The sequence below is a fragment of the Vibrio jasicida 090810c genome (assembly GCF_002887615.1).
GTDB lineage: Bacteria > Pseudomonadota > Gammaproteobacteria > Enterobacterales > Vibrionaceae > Vibrio > Vibrio jasicida.
In genome coordinates this window covers 14,682-32,442 of sequence record NZ_CP025793.1, presented here as the reverse complement: position 1 = coordinate 32,442, position 17,761 = coordinate 14,682, and the positions used below count along the sequence as shown (strand labels likewise).

Annotated in this window: 20 protein-coding genes and 1 pseudogene; 10 read left to right on the top strand and 11 right to left on the bottom strand. The window is 46.9% G+C overall.

The features are described from left to right. Positions 1–131: 131 nt before the first annotated feature. Positions 132–305 (bottom strand): hypothetical protein, encoded by a 174-nt coding sequence (locus C1S73_RS17700; RefSeq protein ID WP_009706819.1) that lies wholly within the window; start codon positions 303–305, stop codon positions 132–134. A gap of 237 nt (positions 306–542) precedes the next feature. Between C1S73_RS17700 and C1S73_RS17695 the strand changes: the two genes are divergently transcribed. Both C1S73_RS17695 and C1S73_RS17690 read left to right on the top strand, forming a co-directional pair. After that, on the top strand, positions 543–1,676 hold the full coding sequence (locus C1S73_RS17695; RefSeq protein ID WP_038868167.1) for a sugar diacid recognition domain-containing protein: 1,134 nt from the start codon (positions 543–545) through the stop codon (positions 1,674–1,676). Positions 1,677–1,824: 148 nt separating this feature from the next. After that, the gene (locus tag C1S73_RS17690) at positions 1,825–2,958 is read left to right on the top strand and encodes a glycerate kinase (RefSeq protein WP_038868169.1); all 1,134 of its coding nucleotides are present in this window, start codon (positions 1,825–1,827) and stop codon (positions 2,956–2,958) included. Positions 2,959–3,084: 126 nt separating this feature from the next. Here C1S73_RS17690 and C1S73_RS17685 read toward each other — a convergent pair whose 3' ends face one another. Next, a complete protein-coding gene (locus C1S73_RS17685; RefSeq protein ID WP_038868171.1) occupies positions 3,085–4,521 on the bottom strand; it encodes an aminotransferase-like domain-containing protein in 1,437 nt (478 codons plus the stop codon). Positions 4,522–4,630: 109 nt separating this feature from the next. Here C1S73_RS17685 and C1S73_RS17680 point away from each other — a divergent pair, with 109 nt between their 5' ends. The 4 genes and pseudogenes from C1S73_RS17680 to C1S73_RS17665 all read left to right on the top strand — a co-directional run bounded on the left by C1S73_RS17680 (position 4,631) and on the right by C1S73_RS17665 (position 7,143). Next, on the top strand, positions 4,631–5,548 hold the full coding sequence (locus C1S73_RS17680; RefSeq protein ID WP_038868173.1) for a DMT family transporter: 918 nt from the start codon (positions 4,631–4,633) through the stop codon (positions 5,546–5,548). A gap of 62 nt (positions 5,549–5,610) precedes the next feature. After that, positions 5,611–5,898 carry a hypothetical protein gene (locus C1S73_RS17675; protein WP_009706824.1) on the top strand — a complete coding sequence of 96 codons (288 nt, stop codon included), beginning with the start codon at positions 5,611–5,613 and terminating at the stop codon, positions 5,896–5,898. Positions 5,899–6,076: 178 nt separating this feature from the next. Continuing rightward, positions 6,077–6,337 (top strand): annotated as a pseudogene (locus tag C1S73_RS28145) (c-type cytochrome); the annotation flags it as partial. A 278-nt stretch (positions 6,338–6,615) separates the two neighbouring features. Further along, entirely contained in the window at positions 6,616–7,143 is a 528-nt protein-coding gene (locus C1S73_RS17665) for a hypothetical protein (RefSeq protein ID WP_038868175.1), read from the top strand. 96 nt (positions 7,144–7,239) lie between these two features. Here C1S73_RS17665 and C1S73_RS17660 read toward each other — a convergent pair whose 3' ends face one another. Together C1S73_RS17660 and C1S73_RS17655 are read right to left on the bottom strand one after the other, a co-directional pair. Then, entirely contained in the window at positions 7,240–7,668 is a 429-nt protein-coding gene (locus C1S73_RS17660; RefSeq protein WP_038868177.1) for a MarR family winged helix-turn-helix transcriptional regulator, read from the bottom strand. 10 nt (positions 7,669–7,678) lie between these two features. Next, positions 7,679–8,320 carry a cytochrome b/b6 domain-containing protein gene (locus C1S73_RS17655; protein ID WP_038868179.1) on the bottom strand — a complete coding sequence of 214 codons (642 nt, stop codon included), beginning with the start codon at positions 8,318–8,320 and terminating at the stop codon, positions 7,679–7,681. Between the two features lie 132 nt (positions 8,321–8,452). On the opposite strand from C1S73_RS17655, the gene C1S73_RS17650 reads away from it, so the two are divergent. Both C1S73_RS17650 and C1S73_RS17645 read left to right on the top strand, forming a co-directional pair. Continuing rightward, positions 8,453–8,896, top strand: a complete 444-nt coding sequence (locus C1S73_RS17650; RefSeq protein ID WP_038868181.1) for a c-type cytochrome — start codon at positions 8,453–8,455, stop codon at positions 8,894–8,896. A gap of 69 nt (positions 8,897–8,965) precedes the next feature. Continuing rightward, a complete protein-coding gene (locus C1S73_RS17645) occupies positions 8,966–9,625 on the top strand; it encodes a hypothetical protein (protein ID WP_038868182.1) in 660 nt (219 codons plus the stop codon). Between the two features lie 14 nt (positions 9,626–9,639). Here C1S73_RS17645 and C1S73_RS17640 read toward each other — a convergent pair whose 3' ends face one another. From C1S73_RS17640 to C1S73_RS17615, 6 genes are all read right to left on the bottom strand, one after another. Then, entirely contained in the window at positions 9,640–10,095 is a 456-nt protein-coding gene (locus C1S73_RS17640) for a GNAT family N-acetyltransferase (RefSeq protein WP_038868185.1), read from the bottom strand. A gap of 72 nt (positions 10,096–10,167) precedes the next feature. Next, positions 10,168–10,668: a GNAT family N-acetyltransferase gene (locus tag C1S73_RS17635; protein ID WP_038868187.1), complete on the bottom strand. Its 501-nt coding sequence runs from the start codon at positions 10,666–10,668 to the stop codon at positions 10,168–10,170. Positions 10,669–10,728: 60 nt separating this feature from the next. After that, positions 10,729–11,199, bottom strand: coding sequence for an HAD family hydrolase (locus C1S73_RS17630; protein WP_038868189.1), 471 nt, complete (start codon positions 11,197–11,199; stop codon positions 10,729–10,731). Between the two features lie 169 nt (positions 11,200–11,368). Then, positions 11,369–11,833, bottom strand: coding sequence for a GNAT family N-acetyltransferase (locus tag C1S73_RS17625; RefSeq protein ID WP_038868191.1), 465 nt, complete (start codon positions 11,831–11,833; stop codon positions 11,369–11,371). Positions 11,834–11,842: 9 nt separating this feature from the next. Then, a complete protein-coding gene (locus C1S73_RS17620; protein WP_038868193.1) occupies positions 11,843–12,574 on the bottom strand; it encodes an SDR family oxidoreductase in 732 nt (243 codons plus the stop codon). A 27-nt stretch (positions 12,575–12,601) separates the two neighbouring features. Next, positions 12,602–13,120, bottom strand: a complete 519-nt coding sequence (locus C1S73_RS17615; RefSeq protein ID WP_038868194.1) for a GNAT family N-acetyltransferase — start codon at positions 13,118–13,120, stop codon at positions 12,602–12,604. A gap of 264 nt (positions 13,121–13,384) precedes the next feature. On the opposite strand from C1S73_RS17615, the gene C1S73_RS17610 reads away from it, so the two are divergent. Both C1S73_RS17610 and C1S73_RS17605 read left to right on the top strand, forming a co-directional pair. Further along, positions 13,385–14,479, top strand: a complete 1,095-nt coding sequence (locus C1S73_RS17610) for a NapC/NirT family cytochrome c (protein ID WP_009706835.1) — start codon at positions 13,385–13,387, stop codon at positions 14,477–14,479. 23 nt (positions 14,480–14,502) lie between these two features. Continuing rightward, entirely contained in the window at positions 14,503–16,950 is a 2,448-nt protein-coding gene (locus C1S73_RS17605) for a molybdopterin guanine dinucleotide-containing S/N-oxide reductase (RefSeq protein ID WP_038868196.1), read from the top strand. A gap of 78 nt (positions 16,951–17,028) precedes the next feature. Here the strand turns inward: C1S73_RS17605 and C1S73_RS17600 are convergent, their stop codons facing one another. Continuing rightward, positions 17,029–17,754, bottom strand: a complete 726-nt coding sequence (locus C1S73_RS17600) for a phosphatase PAP2 family protein (protein WP_038868197.1) — start codon at positions 17,752–17,754, stop codon at positions 17,029–17,031. Positions 17,755–17,761 lie beyond the last annotated feature (7 nt).

Here is a 17,761-nt window from a genome sequence, read left to right as displayed (position 1 = left end):
CAAACAACTTGCTATTACGCTGCGTTGTTTTCCTTGCTTGCTTTCGGTAAATAGGGAATCAGTGACAACGCTCTGAATCCTGCATCTTGAAGTCATTTGGGTATATTGTCTTTTTGAAGCGTATTTAGAGACTATTGCTCAGGGTATTCGCCCATACCTTGCGTTTGCCCTTCTGCTTTCCAATGCTCGCCTGGGTCAAAAGCTTCATCGCATAGATCAACGGTGTAGCCCATCTCGGTAATTTCTTTCAGGGTGAGGTTGTCAGCAATTTTGGCAATGTCGCCCGCCTTGTTCCGCAGTTCCATGGTTTCCCTCCGGTCACTGTTTGGTTGTCGGTTCAAGTCGCGCCAAGCACAAAAACTTGGGTGGCTCGGTTATAAGTATAAGCAGTGATGAAGGACTTTTTGGGTTAATAACCATAGTTTATTTAAGGTTAATTGGTCGGTATAACACTTTGGCGTCGATATCAGTTCAATATCATGGCGATAGAAGACAAAGTGTGATTTATTGACGCCTTAATCGTGGAGATTTTAGGAACGGAAATGGTGATTCTCGACCACACACTCGCGCAGCAAATCGTCGATCGCACCATGTCGATCATTGGTCATAACATCAATGTAATGAACGCGGCAGGAACCATTATTGGCAGCGGCGATGCTGAGCGTATTGGTCAAAAGCACGATGGTGCAGTGCTGGCGCTGAATCATGGTGACTCGTTAGAGTTGGATGAGCAAAGTTGCCAATCATTACAAGGCGTGAAACCGGGCATCAATATGCTGCTGCACTTTAAAGGTGAAGTGGTGGGCGTGGTGGGTGTGACTGGCAACCCTGAACACATCCGAGCGTTCGCTCAGTTAGTGAAGATGACAGCAGAACTGACGATTGAACAAGCTTCGCTGGTGGAGCAATTGCAATGGGACCGCCGCCATCAAGAAGAGTGTGTCTCAGCATGGTTGAACCAACAACTTAGTGATTCTGAGCACCACGATTGGGCGCAGCGTCTTTCCATCGATTTAACAACACCACGAGTTGCTGTCGTGATCGAGCTTAAAGCAGAGAATGCTCCTGTTAGTTTGAACAGCGTGCGCGGCGTTGTTGACGTGTTGTATCGCTCTGAAGATAAGCCGTTGGTGGCGATCATGTCGATGAATGAAATTGTTGTTCTCAAGTCTTTACGTTCCTCTTCTTCGAATAGCGACCAAAGTGTGCTGGAGAGTATTCAGCGCCGCTTAACGGCCAATCAGATTGATGATGTCCGTCTCGCGATTGGGCAACGTTTTGATGGCGCACAGCAGCTTCCTCTCTCTTACCAAAGTGCCAAGCAGGTGCTTGCTGTCGGTCGTCGCTCTCATCCAGAAAAAACTATGCTTAGCTTCTCTGAATATCGCTTACCTGTGTTACTCGCCCCTTTAGCCGATTCTTGGCAAGGTGAACAACTCGCTCAAGCGATGGCAGCTTTGGTTTCGGCAGACAAATCTGGACAGTTGATAAAAACCTTAGAGGCGTATTTTCAAGCCAATGGTAACGCCAATGACTGCGCTAAGGCATTGTATATTCATAGAAATACCCTGAGATATCGTCTGGATAGAATCAGTGAAGTGACGGGTATCTCGACGCAAGATTTTACGGGATTGACCGAGCTGTATATCGCAAGCCAGTTAAGAAAGCTAAATTAGCTAGTTGTGCAAATGCACAAAATAATTCAAGCATAGTCAGTATTGTTTGGATGTTTGACTAAAGAATATGCCAAGTTTTTAAGTGAGAATAGCCACATTGATGACCTGCGACTTGTCGCTCGCAGCGTGCTGTTTTCAGGAGAATGAAATGAAAGTTGTGATTGCCCCAGATTCGTTTAAAGAGAGCTTGACCGCCAAACAAGTGAGTGACGCGATCAAGAGCGGTTTGTCTCGTGTTTGGCACGATGCAGAATTCGTTACGGTACCTGTTGCTGATGGCGGTGAAGGGACAGTTCAATCTTTGATTGATGCGACTGAGGGCGAGCAGGTTTTCGTGACCGTAAAAGGCCCACTTGGCAATGATGTCGAGGCGTTTTATGGCATTCTAGGTGACGGTGAAACCGCAGTAATCGAAATGGCAGAGGCAAGTGGTTTGCACCTTGTGCCAAGTGAGCAACGTGACCCGAAAAACACCAGCAGCTTTGGTACCGGTCAGTTAATTCTAAATGCGCTTGATCGCGGTATTCAACGCTTGATCATCGGCTTGGGTGGCAGCGCAACCAATGACGGCGGCACGGGTATGCTGGCGGCTTTAGGTGTTAAGTTTCTAGACAGTGCAGGTCAGCCAATCACTCCTAACGGTGGCGGTTTAGTTGCGCTAGCAAGCATTGATGTGTCTGGGCTTGACGCTCGCTTAGCGGACTGCGAAGTGCTGGTGGCATGCGATGTGGACAACCCATTGTGTGGCGAGAAAGGCGCGTCAGCGATTTTTGGCCCACAGAAGGGTGCGACGCCGGCGGATGTGGAGCTGTTAGATTCTGCTCTAAGCAAATACGGTGAACTGACAGAGCAAGTGACAGGCAAGCATGTGCTGACTCAAAAAGGCGCAGGAGCCGCCGGTGGTATGGGCGCGGCGTTACTTGGTTACCTACCTGCACGACTTAAGCCGGGTATTGAGATTGTGCTAGAAACCGTAAAGCTCGCAGAGCACGTAGCAGACGCTGATATTGTCTTTACTGGCGAAGGCCGTATTGATCACCAAACTGTGCATGGCAAGACACCAATGGGTGTGGCGAAAGTGGCGAAAGAATATGGTTTGCCTGTCATTGCCCTAGCTGGTTGCACAGGTGATAACTTCCAAGCAGTCTACGAGTGCGGCATTGACGCAGTATTTGTATGTGTACCACGCGCAATGAGTTTGCCAGAAGCTATGGAAGAAGCCGACGTGAACCTTGCGAACTTGGCTGAAAACGTAGCCAGATTGTGGCAATTACCTCGCTAACACTCTGTGTTTGGTTGAGCAACTAGCTCAGAGAACTCAAATCAAAGCCTCCCAATTGCGGAGGCTTTGTTGTTTCTGGTGCTGAATGTTTGGAACGGAATGCTTGGAACGAATTGTCTGGAGCGACTATTTAGCGTGTTGAGCAATCAGTGTTGCTAGCGTTTCCATCGCAGGGATCCAGTTTTTCTCCGCTCCAAAGTTCGCGACGCTGAGACGAATGCAGTTTTGATACTGTCCCTGAGTGCCAAATACCGAGCCGGGCAGGATACTGATTTTGTGTTCGTTACAGGCTTGATAAAGCGCATAGCTGTCAGTTTTGGGTGGCAAGCGTAACCAAAGCAAGAATGAACCTTGTACTGCATTGATTTGGTAGCGGTTTTTTAGTTCAAAGTGTGCATCTAAGCATTGGTTGAGCATCTGCAAATATCGTCTCACGTTGGCTTGGTAAACACGGCACATACGCGAAGTGTGAGTGCGGTATTTGCCTGAGGTTAGGAAAGTGCCCACCGCCGATTGCATCAAGTTCAAACTGCCCATGTTTTCACATAACAGGTATTGCTCGACTTGAGCGCGATAACGTCCCGCTAGCATCCAACCAATACGAAGGCGTGAATCGAGCGTTTTCGATAACGAGTTGACGTAAATCACCCGTTGTTTCTCGTCCAATTTGCGCAAGCTTGGCAAGGGTTCGTCGTAACTCAACGCGCCAAACACGTCATCTTCAATGATTGGAATATCTCCAGAAACCTTAAGCAGTCGCTCTCGCCTTTCAAGGGGCATCATTGAGCCTGTTGGGTTGGTGAAGTTTGGCGTGACAATAATGACTTTGATCTCCCACGTTGCCATGGCTTTTTCCAGCGCGTCTGGATCCATACCATCACGAGGGCAGCTAGGGATCTCGACCACTTGTAAACCGAGAGATTCGAGCATCAACAAGTTGCCGAAATAGCAGGGCGATTCTACCGCCACAATATCTCCAGTCTGTGTTGTTGCTCTAAGGGCAAGACTGATCGCTTGCTGTGCTCCATGGGTAACCAAAAGATCATCCACGTTTGCCGGCGTTCCCAGATCTTGGGTGATCTTCGCCAGCTGTTTGACCAACAAGTCATCACCCGGTGGCAGTTGATAATGACTGGAAATATGACTTTGTTGGCGGCTCTGGCGGCCAATTTCGGCATACAGGCTTTTGATGGCTGGCGCGTCGATGTTCGGGTGTGCTGAGCCAGTCGGAAGCAGCTCTTGATACTCGGGATAGGTAAGGATTTGTTTGCACACCGAGAGCAAATCCACACGCGTAGGCTTAGCAATCTTGGCTTCATGTCGCTCGGTTGGCTTTACTCGATAACCGGATTTTGGCACCGAGTAAACCATGCTTTGTGCTTCTAGTTCCTGATAAGCGCGGATCACCGTGTTCTTGCTTACCTTGAGTTCAGTGCTCAATTGACGGATGGAGGGCAACTTGTCGTCTGGCTGATAAACCCCATTGCTGATCGCTTGTTTGAGATGCTTCTCGACGATCAAATACTTATTGGCATCAAGTGTACTTGCTAAATCTGTACCCATAAAAACACTTCCATCTGTCACTTTTTGAAAACACTGTACCTAACTACATTAGCAACATTCGAGATTAAAAACATTCAAGATTTAAAAGTAAGTAGAGTGAGGGCGAATCATGTTAATCAGAGCCATTCCTTTTGTGTTCGTGATCCTTTGGGCTTCTGGATTTGTTGGTGCGCGATTTGGTTTGCAGTATGCCGAGCCTGCGACCTTGTTGTCGATTCGCATGGCGTTTAATGTCCTGCTGTTTCTGGTGATTGTTGCCTTTCTGCGCCGTCGTATTCCAACGGGAAAAGACTTTTGGCACAGCTGCGTTGTCGGGATATTGATTCACGGCTTTTACCTCGGTGGAACGTACTTCGCCATCAGTTTGGGAATGCCTGCGGGCTTAAGTTCGCTACTCGTCGGGATACAACCTATTTTGACGGCCGTATTGCTGGTGGCGTTTGCTTCTGAGCAGTTCAAACCATCACAGTGGATTGGTTTGTCCTTGGGTTTTGTCGGTATTGCTATGGTGCTTATGGGTAAGATGGAGTGGCAATCCGATTTGCACAAAACCTTAGCGATTGGTGTGTGCTTGTCGTCATTGTTTGGTATTACGCTTGGCACTTTGTATCAAAAGAAATATTGCCAACAAGTGGATATGGTAGGCGGCGCGACCGTGCAGTATTTAGCGGCATTGGCCATGTTCCTGCCAATCGCGATACAGTTTGAAACCATGCAGGTGCAATGGACGACGGAATTCATTCTCACCTTAATCTGGCTTGTGGTCGTGCTGTCTTGTGTGGCGATTCTGTTGCTGCTGTACATGGTGAAGAATGGCGCGGCATCGAGTGTTGCTTCTGTGTTCTACCTTGTGCCTCCGACCACGGCGCTTCAAGCTTGGTTTGCCTTCGGTGAGTCGTTTGATTGGATGGGCATTATTGGCTTTGTATTAGCGGCGACGGCGGTCTACTTAGTGGTGAAAAAGCCTGAGCTACCAATGTTTAAATCAAAGGTTGCAAAGCAGAAACGTAAAATATACCTAAATTAGGTAGGGATATTTGCGTGCCAGAGAGTACAATCCGGCTCCTTAAATGTTTGTGGAGTCGGATGATGACCGTCAAGCCAGATCGAATGAGCGCGATGCGCAATATCATTGAACAAGTGAAAGCAGAATTGCCGATTTATGAATCGGAGACCTTTGTTTGCGGCCCTGAGGGTAAATGCATTGGTTGCCCTAAAAAACTGTTGGAAATGGTCGATTCTGAACTGAGCTATTGGGAATCTGCAATGGACCGTGGTATCACGCCTCAATTTGATGAAATCCGTCGATTTGGCAAAATGTGCACCAGCGTACGCCGAGGTTTAATCCGCAATAACGTGCCGTTGCTCAACGCCTAATCAACACTTTTTCGACATCTCCCTCGTTACCTTGTCTTCATTGATTAAACGAAGGCAAGGGGCTCTCATGCGCAAATTCTTTTTCTCTGCAGCTTTGTTATTACTGGCTTCCTGTTCTGGTTTTGCGGGTTACAAATGGTTTGCTGACCACCAATATGGCTAAGAGGATCTTGCTGCGGGTAAGCAGCACTTTGAATCTTACTGTGTCTCTTGTCATGGTGATAAAGGGCATGGTGATGGATTGGTGGCTAAGGCGATGAACATCAAACCTGATAATATTTTTGATGAACTGACCAATCCATTCGGAACAAAAGTGGAGTTAATAGGGATGGTATTGGAAGGGGAGAATGGTCAAAGCGGTGCAATGCCACCATTCAAATCTGTGCTGAGTGAAAAGCAAGTAAATGACATTTTTGAATACATAAAAAGTATTAACTGAGCTGAATTCTTATTTTAGAAACAGACACTTATTGGTTTTTGGTGTGCTTCAAGGTTTTGAATTCAGTCGAATTTTTACGTTACTTTAGCCGCTCGTTTCAATGTAATTTGGCGGTCACTCTCAAGTTCTTGATTCCCCCGTTTTTTCTTATCATTTGTGCGTTTCTCTGCGTAATTTCAGCGATATATTGGCTCGGTTCTCACATGGATGTGGGAGCGAACCCCTATAATCTGTCTGTATGCTGAGAGTCGAAAGTGAAAACAAAAGGATTTACGTTGATGGAAATCACCATCGTCTTAGCAACCTTAGGTTCCATCGCTCTCGCTGCCTTGCCAATTCTGCTCGATATTCACCGCCAAGCTTACGTTTCTATGCTGCACAGTTCGCAGTCTTCTCTGGGGACGTCTCTTAAGTTCTTCCATGCCAAAGTGATGATTGATGATGCGCAGGAGCGCCGACAAATGACGTACATTGATCATCAAGTGAACATGCTCGGTGGGATGCCAGAAGCCAGTGCAAATAGCATACGAGCGTTGTTAGAGGTTGGTCTGCCTGCCAAAGGCAATTCACCTATTGATAAGCCGTGTAAAGGCAGCGATTTTTGCATCATGGGGAATCAATTCCCAAACAGTGCCCATTTTGTCGCGATTCCGGAGTATCAGTTCGCTGATCATTCGGGATTAGATCGTGTGGTGTATATTTGGCCGCAAGGGTACACCTTGAAACGTGAAGCGTGCTATTTCTATTATGTTAATCAAGCGTCGACGCAGTCGGTGATACGAGGCCATGTTACAGAAGGTTGCTAGACATCAAGCAAACTGACGCGAGCAGAAAAGTACAAAGCCCCAAGTGCAGAACTTAGGGCTTTGTTTATTTTTAGGTTGGAAAAACTTAGCGAAGCGCTAAATATCTGCGACCAACTTTTTTAGCAAGCGAAGCATCTCTTTTTGCTCTGCTGGCTCTAATGGACTCATCAACTCTTTGTTGACGGCCAGTGGAATTGGCAACAAGGTTTCTTTGAGGCTTCGTCCCTCTTCCGTTAGATAAATACGGAACGAGCGGCGGCTGTTTGGATCGGGATGGCGCTCTACCAAACCTAACTTCTCCAACTTGTCTAAGGTACGAGTCGTGGTCGAGTTTTCTACCTTAGATTTCGCTGCGATATCGCGCTGCGTCACGCCTTCTTCTTCCCACAAACACATCATGGTCGGCCAAAGTGCAACGGTAAGTCCGTGCTTTTTGAGCTCGGCTTCAAATCGCTTCGCTGCATCATGTGCAACGACATTGATCATCCAGCCAAAGCTGTCTTGTCTGTCAAACTGTTCGCTCATTTTCTTACTCTTATGATAAAGCAACGATTGCCATGGTAACCAATGTTGCAGCAACTAGCACCCCTAAAGCACGGCTTTGCGGCGCGAGATAGATAATTTTCTGTTCGGTGATGAGCGCCTGCTTGTTCATTTGGGTTTGTTTACCTGTGATCATCGCTTTCAACAAGGGTTTACCTCTTAGTTTATAGAAAAGGATCGCACCAACATGTAAGGCGATCAGTAAAGGCAAAAGATCGGCCAAGGTCAGGTGTAACCACTCGAGCCCTGCAAAGATGTTGTCGTTAAGCCAAACATCGGAATACGGCCACGTATCGAATAAGCCGCCAAGCGCCATTCCCGAGATGCATTGAAGCAGCAATGTCGTCAGCAGTGCTGCCACCATCCAGCCGCCAGCAGGGTTATGACCCACAGTCGCCGCCGATTTACCTTTTAAGTAAGTAATGACACCTTTAGGCGAGCGGAGAAACTGTCGAAACAAACTGGTTTCGCTGCCGATAACTCCCCAAGTCAATCGCCATAACAACAAAGTGAATAACGCTAACCCCAATTGAACATGGGGCCCATTGCCAGACAATCCAGATGCCATCAAGGCTATAAACAGTAAGGCTTGAGCCCAGTGATAAAGTCGCGTTGCTAAATCCCAAATTTTCATAATTACCTCGATCTTTTCTCGGTGTGATGATCTTCTTTACAGTAACTTACACAACAACAGTTGCGCACGCAATGATTGTTGTGTAAATTTATTCGCAGCCACACAGCAAGAACGAAAAACCAGGAGTATGAAATGAAAAAGACATTGGCACTGATTGCACTTTTACCGACCATCTTTGTATCAACAACAGTGCTTGCCCAAGACTTCAGCGCTCAAATTGAATCGCGTCAGAATGCATTTGAGCAAATAGAGTCCCTGTCGAAACAAGCCGGCAAGACATTGAAAGGCAGCAATACCGATTGGCACGCACTAGAGCAGATTGGTCTTGAACTCACTCGTCATAGCGTACAGCTGCAACAAGCGTTTCCAGAGGGAAGCCAAGCTGAGAGCAAAGCGAAGAAAGAAGTGTGGAGCAAACCAGATAACTTCAATCGCTTGATGCTTCAAATGGATGAAGGGTTTGCACAGTTGTATCAAGCTGCGCAGAACCAACAAATTTCATCGGCTGAGGCAGGACTTAAGCAGGCTCAGAGCACTTGCCGAAGCTGCCATCGTGCATACCGCAGTCGTTGGTAATCAAGCGATCCACAACATTGAATTTATATTGAAGCAAAAAAGAAAATCGTTAAGTGAAAAGGTAACCTTATGAAAAAACTCATTCTATTAAGCACGCTGACTGTGGCTTCTTTCTCTAGCTTTGCTGCTGATTACGGTGTGGAACTGGCTTGGAACACTAATGATTCGGAACAGGTTCTCAAAACACTGCCAGAGCAGAAAGCCGCTTTTAGCCAACTGATCGAACAAGGTGATGTGAAAGACATGTTTGTTTTACCAAGCAGTATTGATGGTAAACCAGTACAGATCCTGCGTTTCGTGTTGTCGGCAGATAACGAAGCGGAAGTTGCCACTAAATTGCAGGACTTACCTATGTACCAGCAAGACTTGGTGAAGATCGCGAGCATTCAACCACTAGGTGCCAAATGGTTAGATAACACGCCAGAAAGTGATAACTACAGTGTGACGTTACGTTGGAAAGAGGGCATTGAGGCGTTAGAAATGGACCGTGTATTGGGTGTCGATTTGCAGCGAGTGATCAGCTTGAACAACTCTGGCTTAGTCACGTCGTCTTACATCAATACCCAAGTGTTGGAGAATGGTGTTGAGCGTCCGATTTACTCCGTTGCCGTATTGGCGAAAGATGCCCAGCAGGCGCAAAACCTTATGTACTCTTTTGAAGCGGTACAGCTTGGGTATGCGATTTTTGAAATTGAATACTTGGGTAAAAAGTTGGATATGAAAAGCTAACTAAGCCTTTATGTTTAAAGGTCTAGATACAGACGTAGCATGTCTTTGTGCTGGATACCGTTTTCCCAAATTGGTTCTGGGTAGTGGAGTAAGAAGTGATCTTTATCCACGCTCTCTACCCTGAAACCCAAGCGTTGATAGTAAGTCAGTTGATAACCAAAGGTTCCTGTGCCCAGCACCAACTTTTCGTATGATTGCATCTTCAGTTCATCAATCACAGTACGCAATAATTGAGTGCCAATCCCTTGCTGTTGATGTGTTGGTTCTACAGATACATTCATGATTTCAGCTTGAATAGAAGATCCAGATAAAGGCAAAACGACACAAGCACCAATGATCTTTTTTCCTTCTAACGCGACAAATCCCAGTGATTCTTCTAGATAATGCTTGACGTTATCTTGGTCTGGATCGGCCTCTAGCAATAAAGCCATTGGAATTTGGTTGGGCGCTAAAGTTTGGAATGTAATCATCATCGGCTCAGTGAAATTGGTCAACTTATTTAGTATAGCGAACGGTTAGATGAAAAAGAATTTTCTGTCAGTCTATGTGCGTTTCAACACCATTTTTTGGCTCATTAGATATTTCCCATTGGGCAGCAGCACTTCACCTAATTCGCCACAATGCCCGAAGCCAAACTTCTCATACAGAGCAATCGCAGGGTGGTTGGTCTTGTAAACATTCAACGCAATAGTGTCATAGCCATATTGCCAACCGCTTTGAATGGCGGTGGTAAGTAGCTTCTTTCCTAACCCTTGGTTTCGATAGTGGCGGTCAATATGGATGCCAAGAATGCCCGTCTTAGCGAATTCTCCTCCTTCATAGCCACACATTTCGGCTGGAAAGATTTCAACGCTGCCAACTAGGCGTTTTCCATCGAAGGCCACAAACTGGGGAATGGATTCTTTTTCTACACGAGTGATCACCTCACTCAGCATCGTTTTGTCTGGCGCTGGCGAGCGTAAGTATTCTCCTTCCTCATAAACGCGATTCCAGAGCGAAATAAAGTGGTCAATGTCGTTGACGGTAATCGGTCTAATCTGCATTCATCTTCCTTGATTGGTGCATAAAGTTTAGTGGCTCAAGTGTATTTGTGCGTATGTCGGTTAGGTGCTTAGCAACTCGGACAAACAACGTATTTGATTTGGGATTGGTTTACTTGGCGCAGGGAGGTTTTTAGGGTTGAACCAAATGACGTTTAACCCTGCGTCCATTGCTGGGTAAATGTCTTTTTCTGGCAAGTCGCCAACCATAGTAAGTTGGCTCGGCTCAACGCCCAATTGTTTTGCGACCGCAAGATAAAAACCAGGCTGATTCTTGGCAATCCCAAGGTTGGCAAAGCAAAAGTAGCCAGAAAGGTATTGGTCGAGCCCGACTCGTTGAAAGGCTTTTTGCACATCTTCCATCGCGGAATCTGATGCGCTGGTCGCGATATAAACTTGGTGATGTTGTGTGAGTTGAGCCAGAGTCTCTTTGGCTTGAGGAACGGTTTCAACGTGTTCCCAATCGCACATTTTTCCATGTGCGTGAGGAAAATCGACCATCAAGGTGTTTCCCCAATCGAAAAGATAAATCATGTTCGAATCTCCTTTATACCCAAGTCAACTCGCTCTGAATCCTGCATCTTGAAGTCACTTGGGTATATCCGTACATCATATCGTCTTTTCGAAAAGGGAAGGGAAGCGCGAAAGATAAATGCGATTCACGTTAGCTTTAACGGTGAAATTCGCTTAAATGCCGTGATCGTTACAAACATTTCATCATAAGACGGGAGTTGGGAACAAAGCCCAGTTTGTCGTAAAACTGCTGCGCATTGTGGTTAAACTCCATGACTTCCAAGCGGACTTGAGTTGCACCTGACTCGCGTGCCCACTGCTCAACGGCCGTCATTAAGGCTCGGCCAACACCTTTTGACTTCTGATTTTCATCGACGACGATGGTGCCAATACGGCAAATCGGGTCTTTGATTAAAAAGCTGATAGTTTCATTTTGGGTAATGGTCGCAGTGATAAAGCCAAGTGCCTGTTGACCTTCTTCGGCTATGAGCACCAATCGAGCATCATCGGCCAGCGCATCTGCGAGAAAGGCTCTGTCTTCTTCAGAAGGTGGAACAAAAGTGTGTGGCGCATGACGAAAGTGAAGTTCGCTAATTTGCGTGTTTAATACAAAGAGCGCATTGAGATCGTCGGGTGTCGCTGATCTAATTTTCATTACTGTTCCTTAATTTCCGCCAGCTAGATCGATAAACGAACCTGTGACATAAGATGCTTCATCACTGAGTAGCCACGCGATGGCATTGGCCACTTCATCTACCGTGCCTCCTCGCTTAAGAGGGATTTTTTCACTGAGCCTGTCGACTCGATTCGGCTCACCGCCATCGGCATGGATATCGGTATAAATGCAGCCGGGGCGAACCCCGTTTACGCGGATGTTTTGCTCTGCTAACTCCAAAGATAATCCCTTGGTGAGCGAATCCATTGCGCCTTTCGAGGCTGCGTAATCAACATACTCAAATGGCGCACCAGAGCGGGATGCAGCAGAAGAAACATTAACAATTGCATTGCCAGATTCAAATCGTTTTGCTGCTTCTCGGCAACAAAGAAAACAGCTCGTCACATTAGCGTTCATAACAGTTTGGAATCGCTCAAGGCTCATGTCCGCAAGACGAGATTGGGTGAATAAGATGCCAACATTGTTGACGAGATGAGTGACCTTTCCGAGAGCTTGTTCGGTTTGTTCAAACAATGAGAGTACCTGCTGCTCATCGGAAACATCCGCTTTGATGGCGATGGCATTACCGCTAACCTCCTCAATCTCACGAACAACTTGCGCGGCAGCCTTGGTTTGCGCGCGATAGTTAACGCATACGGCATAGCCTTGCTTGGCGAGTAATTTGGCGGTTGCGGCTCCGATGCCTCGGCTTGCGCCTGTGATGATGACTACTTTCTGCAAAACACGTCCTTATTTTTGTCGTGAATATTATTTTTGTAATGAATAGAGCTTATCTGCGTACTTTCTCCCACCTATTTCATAGGCTTCGGGGATGGTCTCGGTGAGTGTGAAGCCACATTTTTCCAGCACTCGTTCAGAGCCAATATTGCCCTCTGTGACCGTGGCGGAAAACTGAGAAATCTTGTGCTGCTCAAACGCCCACTCAATCACACCGGTAAGGGATTCCGTACCAAACTGTTGGCCATAAAATTCTGGCAGTAATAAATACCCGACTTCTGCAATACCATTTTGCAATACAAAGCCAGTGATGCCGATTGGTCGTGCACTTTGTTTTTCATAAATCACCAAACACAACCAATGCTCGCTTTGCGGTGTCCATGTAGGTAGCCGTGATTCGAACTTTTGGCGCATTTCGTCTTCGGTCGGCGGGTCAAAACAAAGTGCAATGATTTGTGGTTCGCTACTTAAGCGGCGATACAGATCCCAATCACTTTTCGTTAGCGGTTTAAGCTCAGTTCTTGGGGTAGAAATGGGTAGAGATAACACGTTTGAATCGCCTCCATGTGATCAAGTTTTCATATCTCACACAAACATATCAAAAGTGCTTTGATAAACAACATCTATCGTTATGGCGAATAGGTTCGGTCAAGAAAGATTTTTCAGAAAAATGGAATATGCCAAGGAGTCTCTCAATAACGAAAAATAAGTCACCACCTAGGGTGTACGTATGACTCAGATCAATTACCAGATACTACTAAAGAGGTAAATATGCGACAAAGCATGTGAATTTGTGAGTATTTATTTCTAATTATGTCAATTAAAAAACGTTATATCGCCGCAATGGTGGCAGTGGGTATTGGTGTGGGCTGGCTAACTTTAGGTGGCACCGCAGCAGTGATGCATTACACATCCGACACTGAGTTCTGTCTCTCTTGTCACTCTATGGAAATCCCTTACAAAGAGTACCAAGGCTCAGTGCACTTCAGTAACGCCAAAGGTATTCGCGCAGAATGTTCGGACTGTCACATTCCGAAAGAGCCAATGGATTACTTGGTCACTAAGATCCGCGCTTCAAAAGACATCTACCATGAGTTTGTAACAGGTAAGATCGACACTCCAGAGAAGTACGAAGCACACCGTACTGAACTTGCAGAGATGGTTTGGGAGCAGTTCCGTGAAAACGATTCGGCAACCTGTCGTTCTTGTCACGACTTCGATGCAATGGAAGAGTTCGAGCAATCACGTGATGCGGCGAAGATGCACGCATACGGCAAAGCGAATGACCAAACGTGTATCGACTGTCACAAAGGTGTAGCGCACTTCGCTCCAGAAGCGGAACTTGATAGCAAAGCGTTTGAAACACTGATGAGCTTCACAACCAAAACAGCAGCCGACGCGAAAGTGGTTTACCCAGTGACGTCTATCAGCATGGGTGATTTTGGTACAGTGAACCCAACAACCAAACTGAACGTTGTGAAAGCGGAAGGTGACAACCGCACCGTTAAGATCAATGCATTCCAAATGAAAGGCGCTGAGCAAGTGCTTTACATGGGTGAAGGTCAACGCGCGATTGTTGCAACACTATCTGAACAAGGCCAACAAGCAGTTGAAGCTGGCGAGTTCAAAGCAGACGTATACGGCAACGAGTGGCGTCCTGTTTCTCTAACGGCAACGATCGATTCTCCGGTGGTTGATACGCTAGAGCCGGTTTGGTCATACGCAGAAGAGTTGGACAATGTTTACTGTGCAACTTGTCACGCGAAAATTCCTTCAAATCACTTTACTGTGAACGCATGGGGTCCTGTAGCGAAGAGTATGGGTGATCGCACTGATATTTCAGCAGAAAACCTAGAAATTTTGACTAAGTTCTTCCAGCACCACGCGAAAGATGTGGTTGGTCACTAATAGAGAAATAGAAGGATAAGATTATGACTAATTTAACTCGTCGCGGATTTCTAAAAGGCACTGGTCTAACTGCTGGTGCTCTGGCTTTCACTTCATTGACGCCAATGAGCGCACTAGCGTCTGATAAGCGTGGTTCAGGTGTACTTACAGCGGGTCGCATGGGTCCAATGCTGTGTGAAGTAAAAGACGGTAAGCTGGTTTCAACCACGAACGCATTGCCACAAACGGTACCAAACAGTCTTCAAACTACGGGCCCTGACCAAGTTCATACTAAAGCTCGTGTTAAGTACCCAATGGTACGTAAAGGCTACTTGGCAAACCCATCAGCGCCAGAAGGCGTGCGTGGTAGCGATGAATTCGTTCGCGTGTCTTGGGATGAAGTTTACAAACTGATTCACGAACAACACATGCGCATTCGTAAAGAGCACGGTGCTGAATCTGTGTTTGCTGGTTCTTACGGCTGGCGTTCAAGTGGTGTGTTGCACAAAGCACAAACGCTTCTACAACGTTACATGAGTATGGCGGGCGGTTACTCAGGTCACCTTGGTGATTACTCTACAGGTGCTGCACAGGTCATCATGCCGCACGTGGTAGGTTCTATTGAAGTTTACGAACAGCAAACGACTTACCCTGTGGTTCTTGAGCACAGTGACGTTGTGGTGCTTTGGGGTCTTAACCCAATCAACACACTGAAAATCGCTTGGAGCTCAACAGACTGTGCGGGCCTTGAGTTCTTCCATCAGCTTAAGAAGTCAGGTAAGACGGTTATTGCTATCGACCCAATGCGTTCAGAAACCATCGAGTTCTTCGGTGACAACGCACAGTGGATTGCTCCGCACCCAATGACGGACGTGGCGATGATGATGGGTATCGCGCATACGCTTGTGAAACAAGGTAAGCACGACAAAGAATTCCTAGCAAAATACACCACAGGTTACGACGTATTCGAAGCTTACCTAATGGGTAAAGAAGACGGCGTTGAGAAATCAGCAGAGTGGGCATCTAAGATTTGTGGCGTGCCAGTTAAGCAACTTGAGCTGCTTGCAGACATCTTCAGCAAAAACCGCACAATGCTAATGGCGGGCTGGGGTATGCAGCGCCAGCAATACGGTGAGCAACGTCACTGGATGCTGGTAACACTAGCAACCATGCTGGGTCAAGTTGGTCTGCCGGGTGGTGGTTTTGGTTTCTCTTACCACTACTCAAACGGCGGTAACCCTTCACGTGATGCGGGTGTACTTCCTGCTATTTCTGCGTCTCTAGGCGGCGGTTCTTCTGCAGGTAACGACTGGGCTGTTTCTGGTTCTGTTAACGCGTTCCCTGTGGCACGTATTGTTGAAGCACTAGAAAATCCGGGCATGAGCTACCACCACAATGGCCATGACTTAACGTTCCCTGAGATCAAGATGATTTGGTGGGCAGGCGGTGCGAACTTTACTCACCACCAAGACACTAACCGTCTGATCAAAGCGTGGCAAAAACCAGAGCTTATCGTTATCTCTGAACCATACTGGACAGCGGCAGCGAAGCACGCGGATATTGTTCTACCGATCACCACATCGTTCGAGCGTAACGATATGACCATGACAGGTGACTACAGTAACCAACACCTAGTGCCAATGAAGCAAGTGGTTGAGCCTCAGGGCGAGGCGCGTAACGACTTTGATGTGTTTGCGGATATGTCAGAGCTTCTAGCTCCGGGTGGTCGTGATGTTTACACCGAAGGCAAGACTGAAATGGAATGGTTGTACGGCTTCTACAAAGCGGCGCAACAAGGCGGTCGTGGCCAACGCATCGCAATGCCAAACTTCAGCAAATTCTGGGAAGATAACCAGTTGATCGAAATGAAGTGGAACGAGAAGAACGCTCAGTTCGTTCGTTACGCAGAATTCCGTGAAAACCCAATCATGAGCCCACTAGGTACGCCAAGTGGCAAGTTCGAGATCTTCTCTAAGACGATTGAAGGCTACCAGCTAGAAGACTGTCCTCCACACCCAACATGGATGGAGCCAACAGAGTACACAGGTAATGCAACGGATGGCGAGCTTCAGCTAATGACAGCACACGCAGCACACCGTCTGCACAGCCAGTTCAACTACGCGAAGATTCGTGAAGAGTACGCGATTGCTGACCGTGAGCCGATTTCTATCCACCCAGAAGACGCAAAAGCGCGTGGCATTAAGACCGGCGATCTTGTTCGTGCCTTCAATGGCCGTGGTCAAGTTCTGGTTGGTGCATTGGTTACCGATGGCATCAAGCAAGGTTCTGTTTGTATTCACGAAGGTGGTTGGCCAGATCTAGACCCGAAAACAGGCATCTGTAAAAACGGTGGCTGTAACGTTCTAACGCTCGATATTCCAACCTCTCGCCTTGCGAACGGTTGTGCGGCTAACTCTGCATTGGTTCGTATCGAGAAGTACGAAGGTCCAGTGCTAGAACTAACGGCATTCACACCGCCTAAGAACGGTTAAGCATGGTCTAGAACCTAAGATACAAAACTAAAGAAGCCAGCAAGTTGCTGGCTTCTCTTTTATCTATTTTTCAGATCTTTACTTGGTCGCTAAGGCAACGAAAGGCGCTTTTTTAGTAATTTGAAATGTTGGCAGCAAAGTAAACACGATGGCGACAAATACCACTGAACCAATCAAATCCTCAATCCTGTGCATACCTAACCACAAACGACTGTACGCCACGCCCATTGCCCAGACCCATAGAGTAGCGGCAGAGAAGTAGCACTTATTCTGCAAAAACAAACCACCAAAGAAAGCTAAGCAGATAGAAACGAAAATCGTATGCCCAGATGGAAAGGAATAGTCTTTTTCACCTTGCCAGTGGCGAGTGCGCCATTCACTGACTTTTTCGGAGATCTCACCAATCACACTCGCTTGCTGAGCTGTTTCTAGTTGATAAAACGCTTCTGGATGCTCAATCAATTGCTCTGCAGCAAGCAATTCGGTGTAGGGACGTGGGCTTTCTGTCATTAGCTTCAAGCCTGTTTTGCTGGCAAAACCAATCACCAGTAACAATCCCAGCATGGAGAGTTTTTGCATCCAATCAGACTGGCTAGGTTTGTAGCGGTAAAGCGACAACACCAACAGCGTGAGAGTGATCAAAAAGCCTTTACTGCCCGCAGAATCGGTTAGCAGAGTAAAGAGAATACCAGTGCCATCAGAAACGTGAGAAGTAAGATCGTGATACGAGGCAAACAGCGAAAGTGGGATGATGCCAAGAATGAACAAGGCGAGCATCATCAAACCGTATTTTTTAGTTTTCATGAAAAGT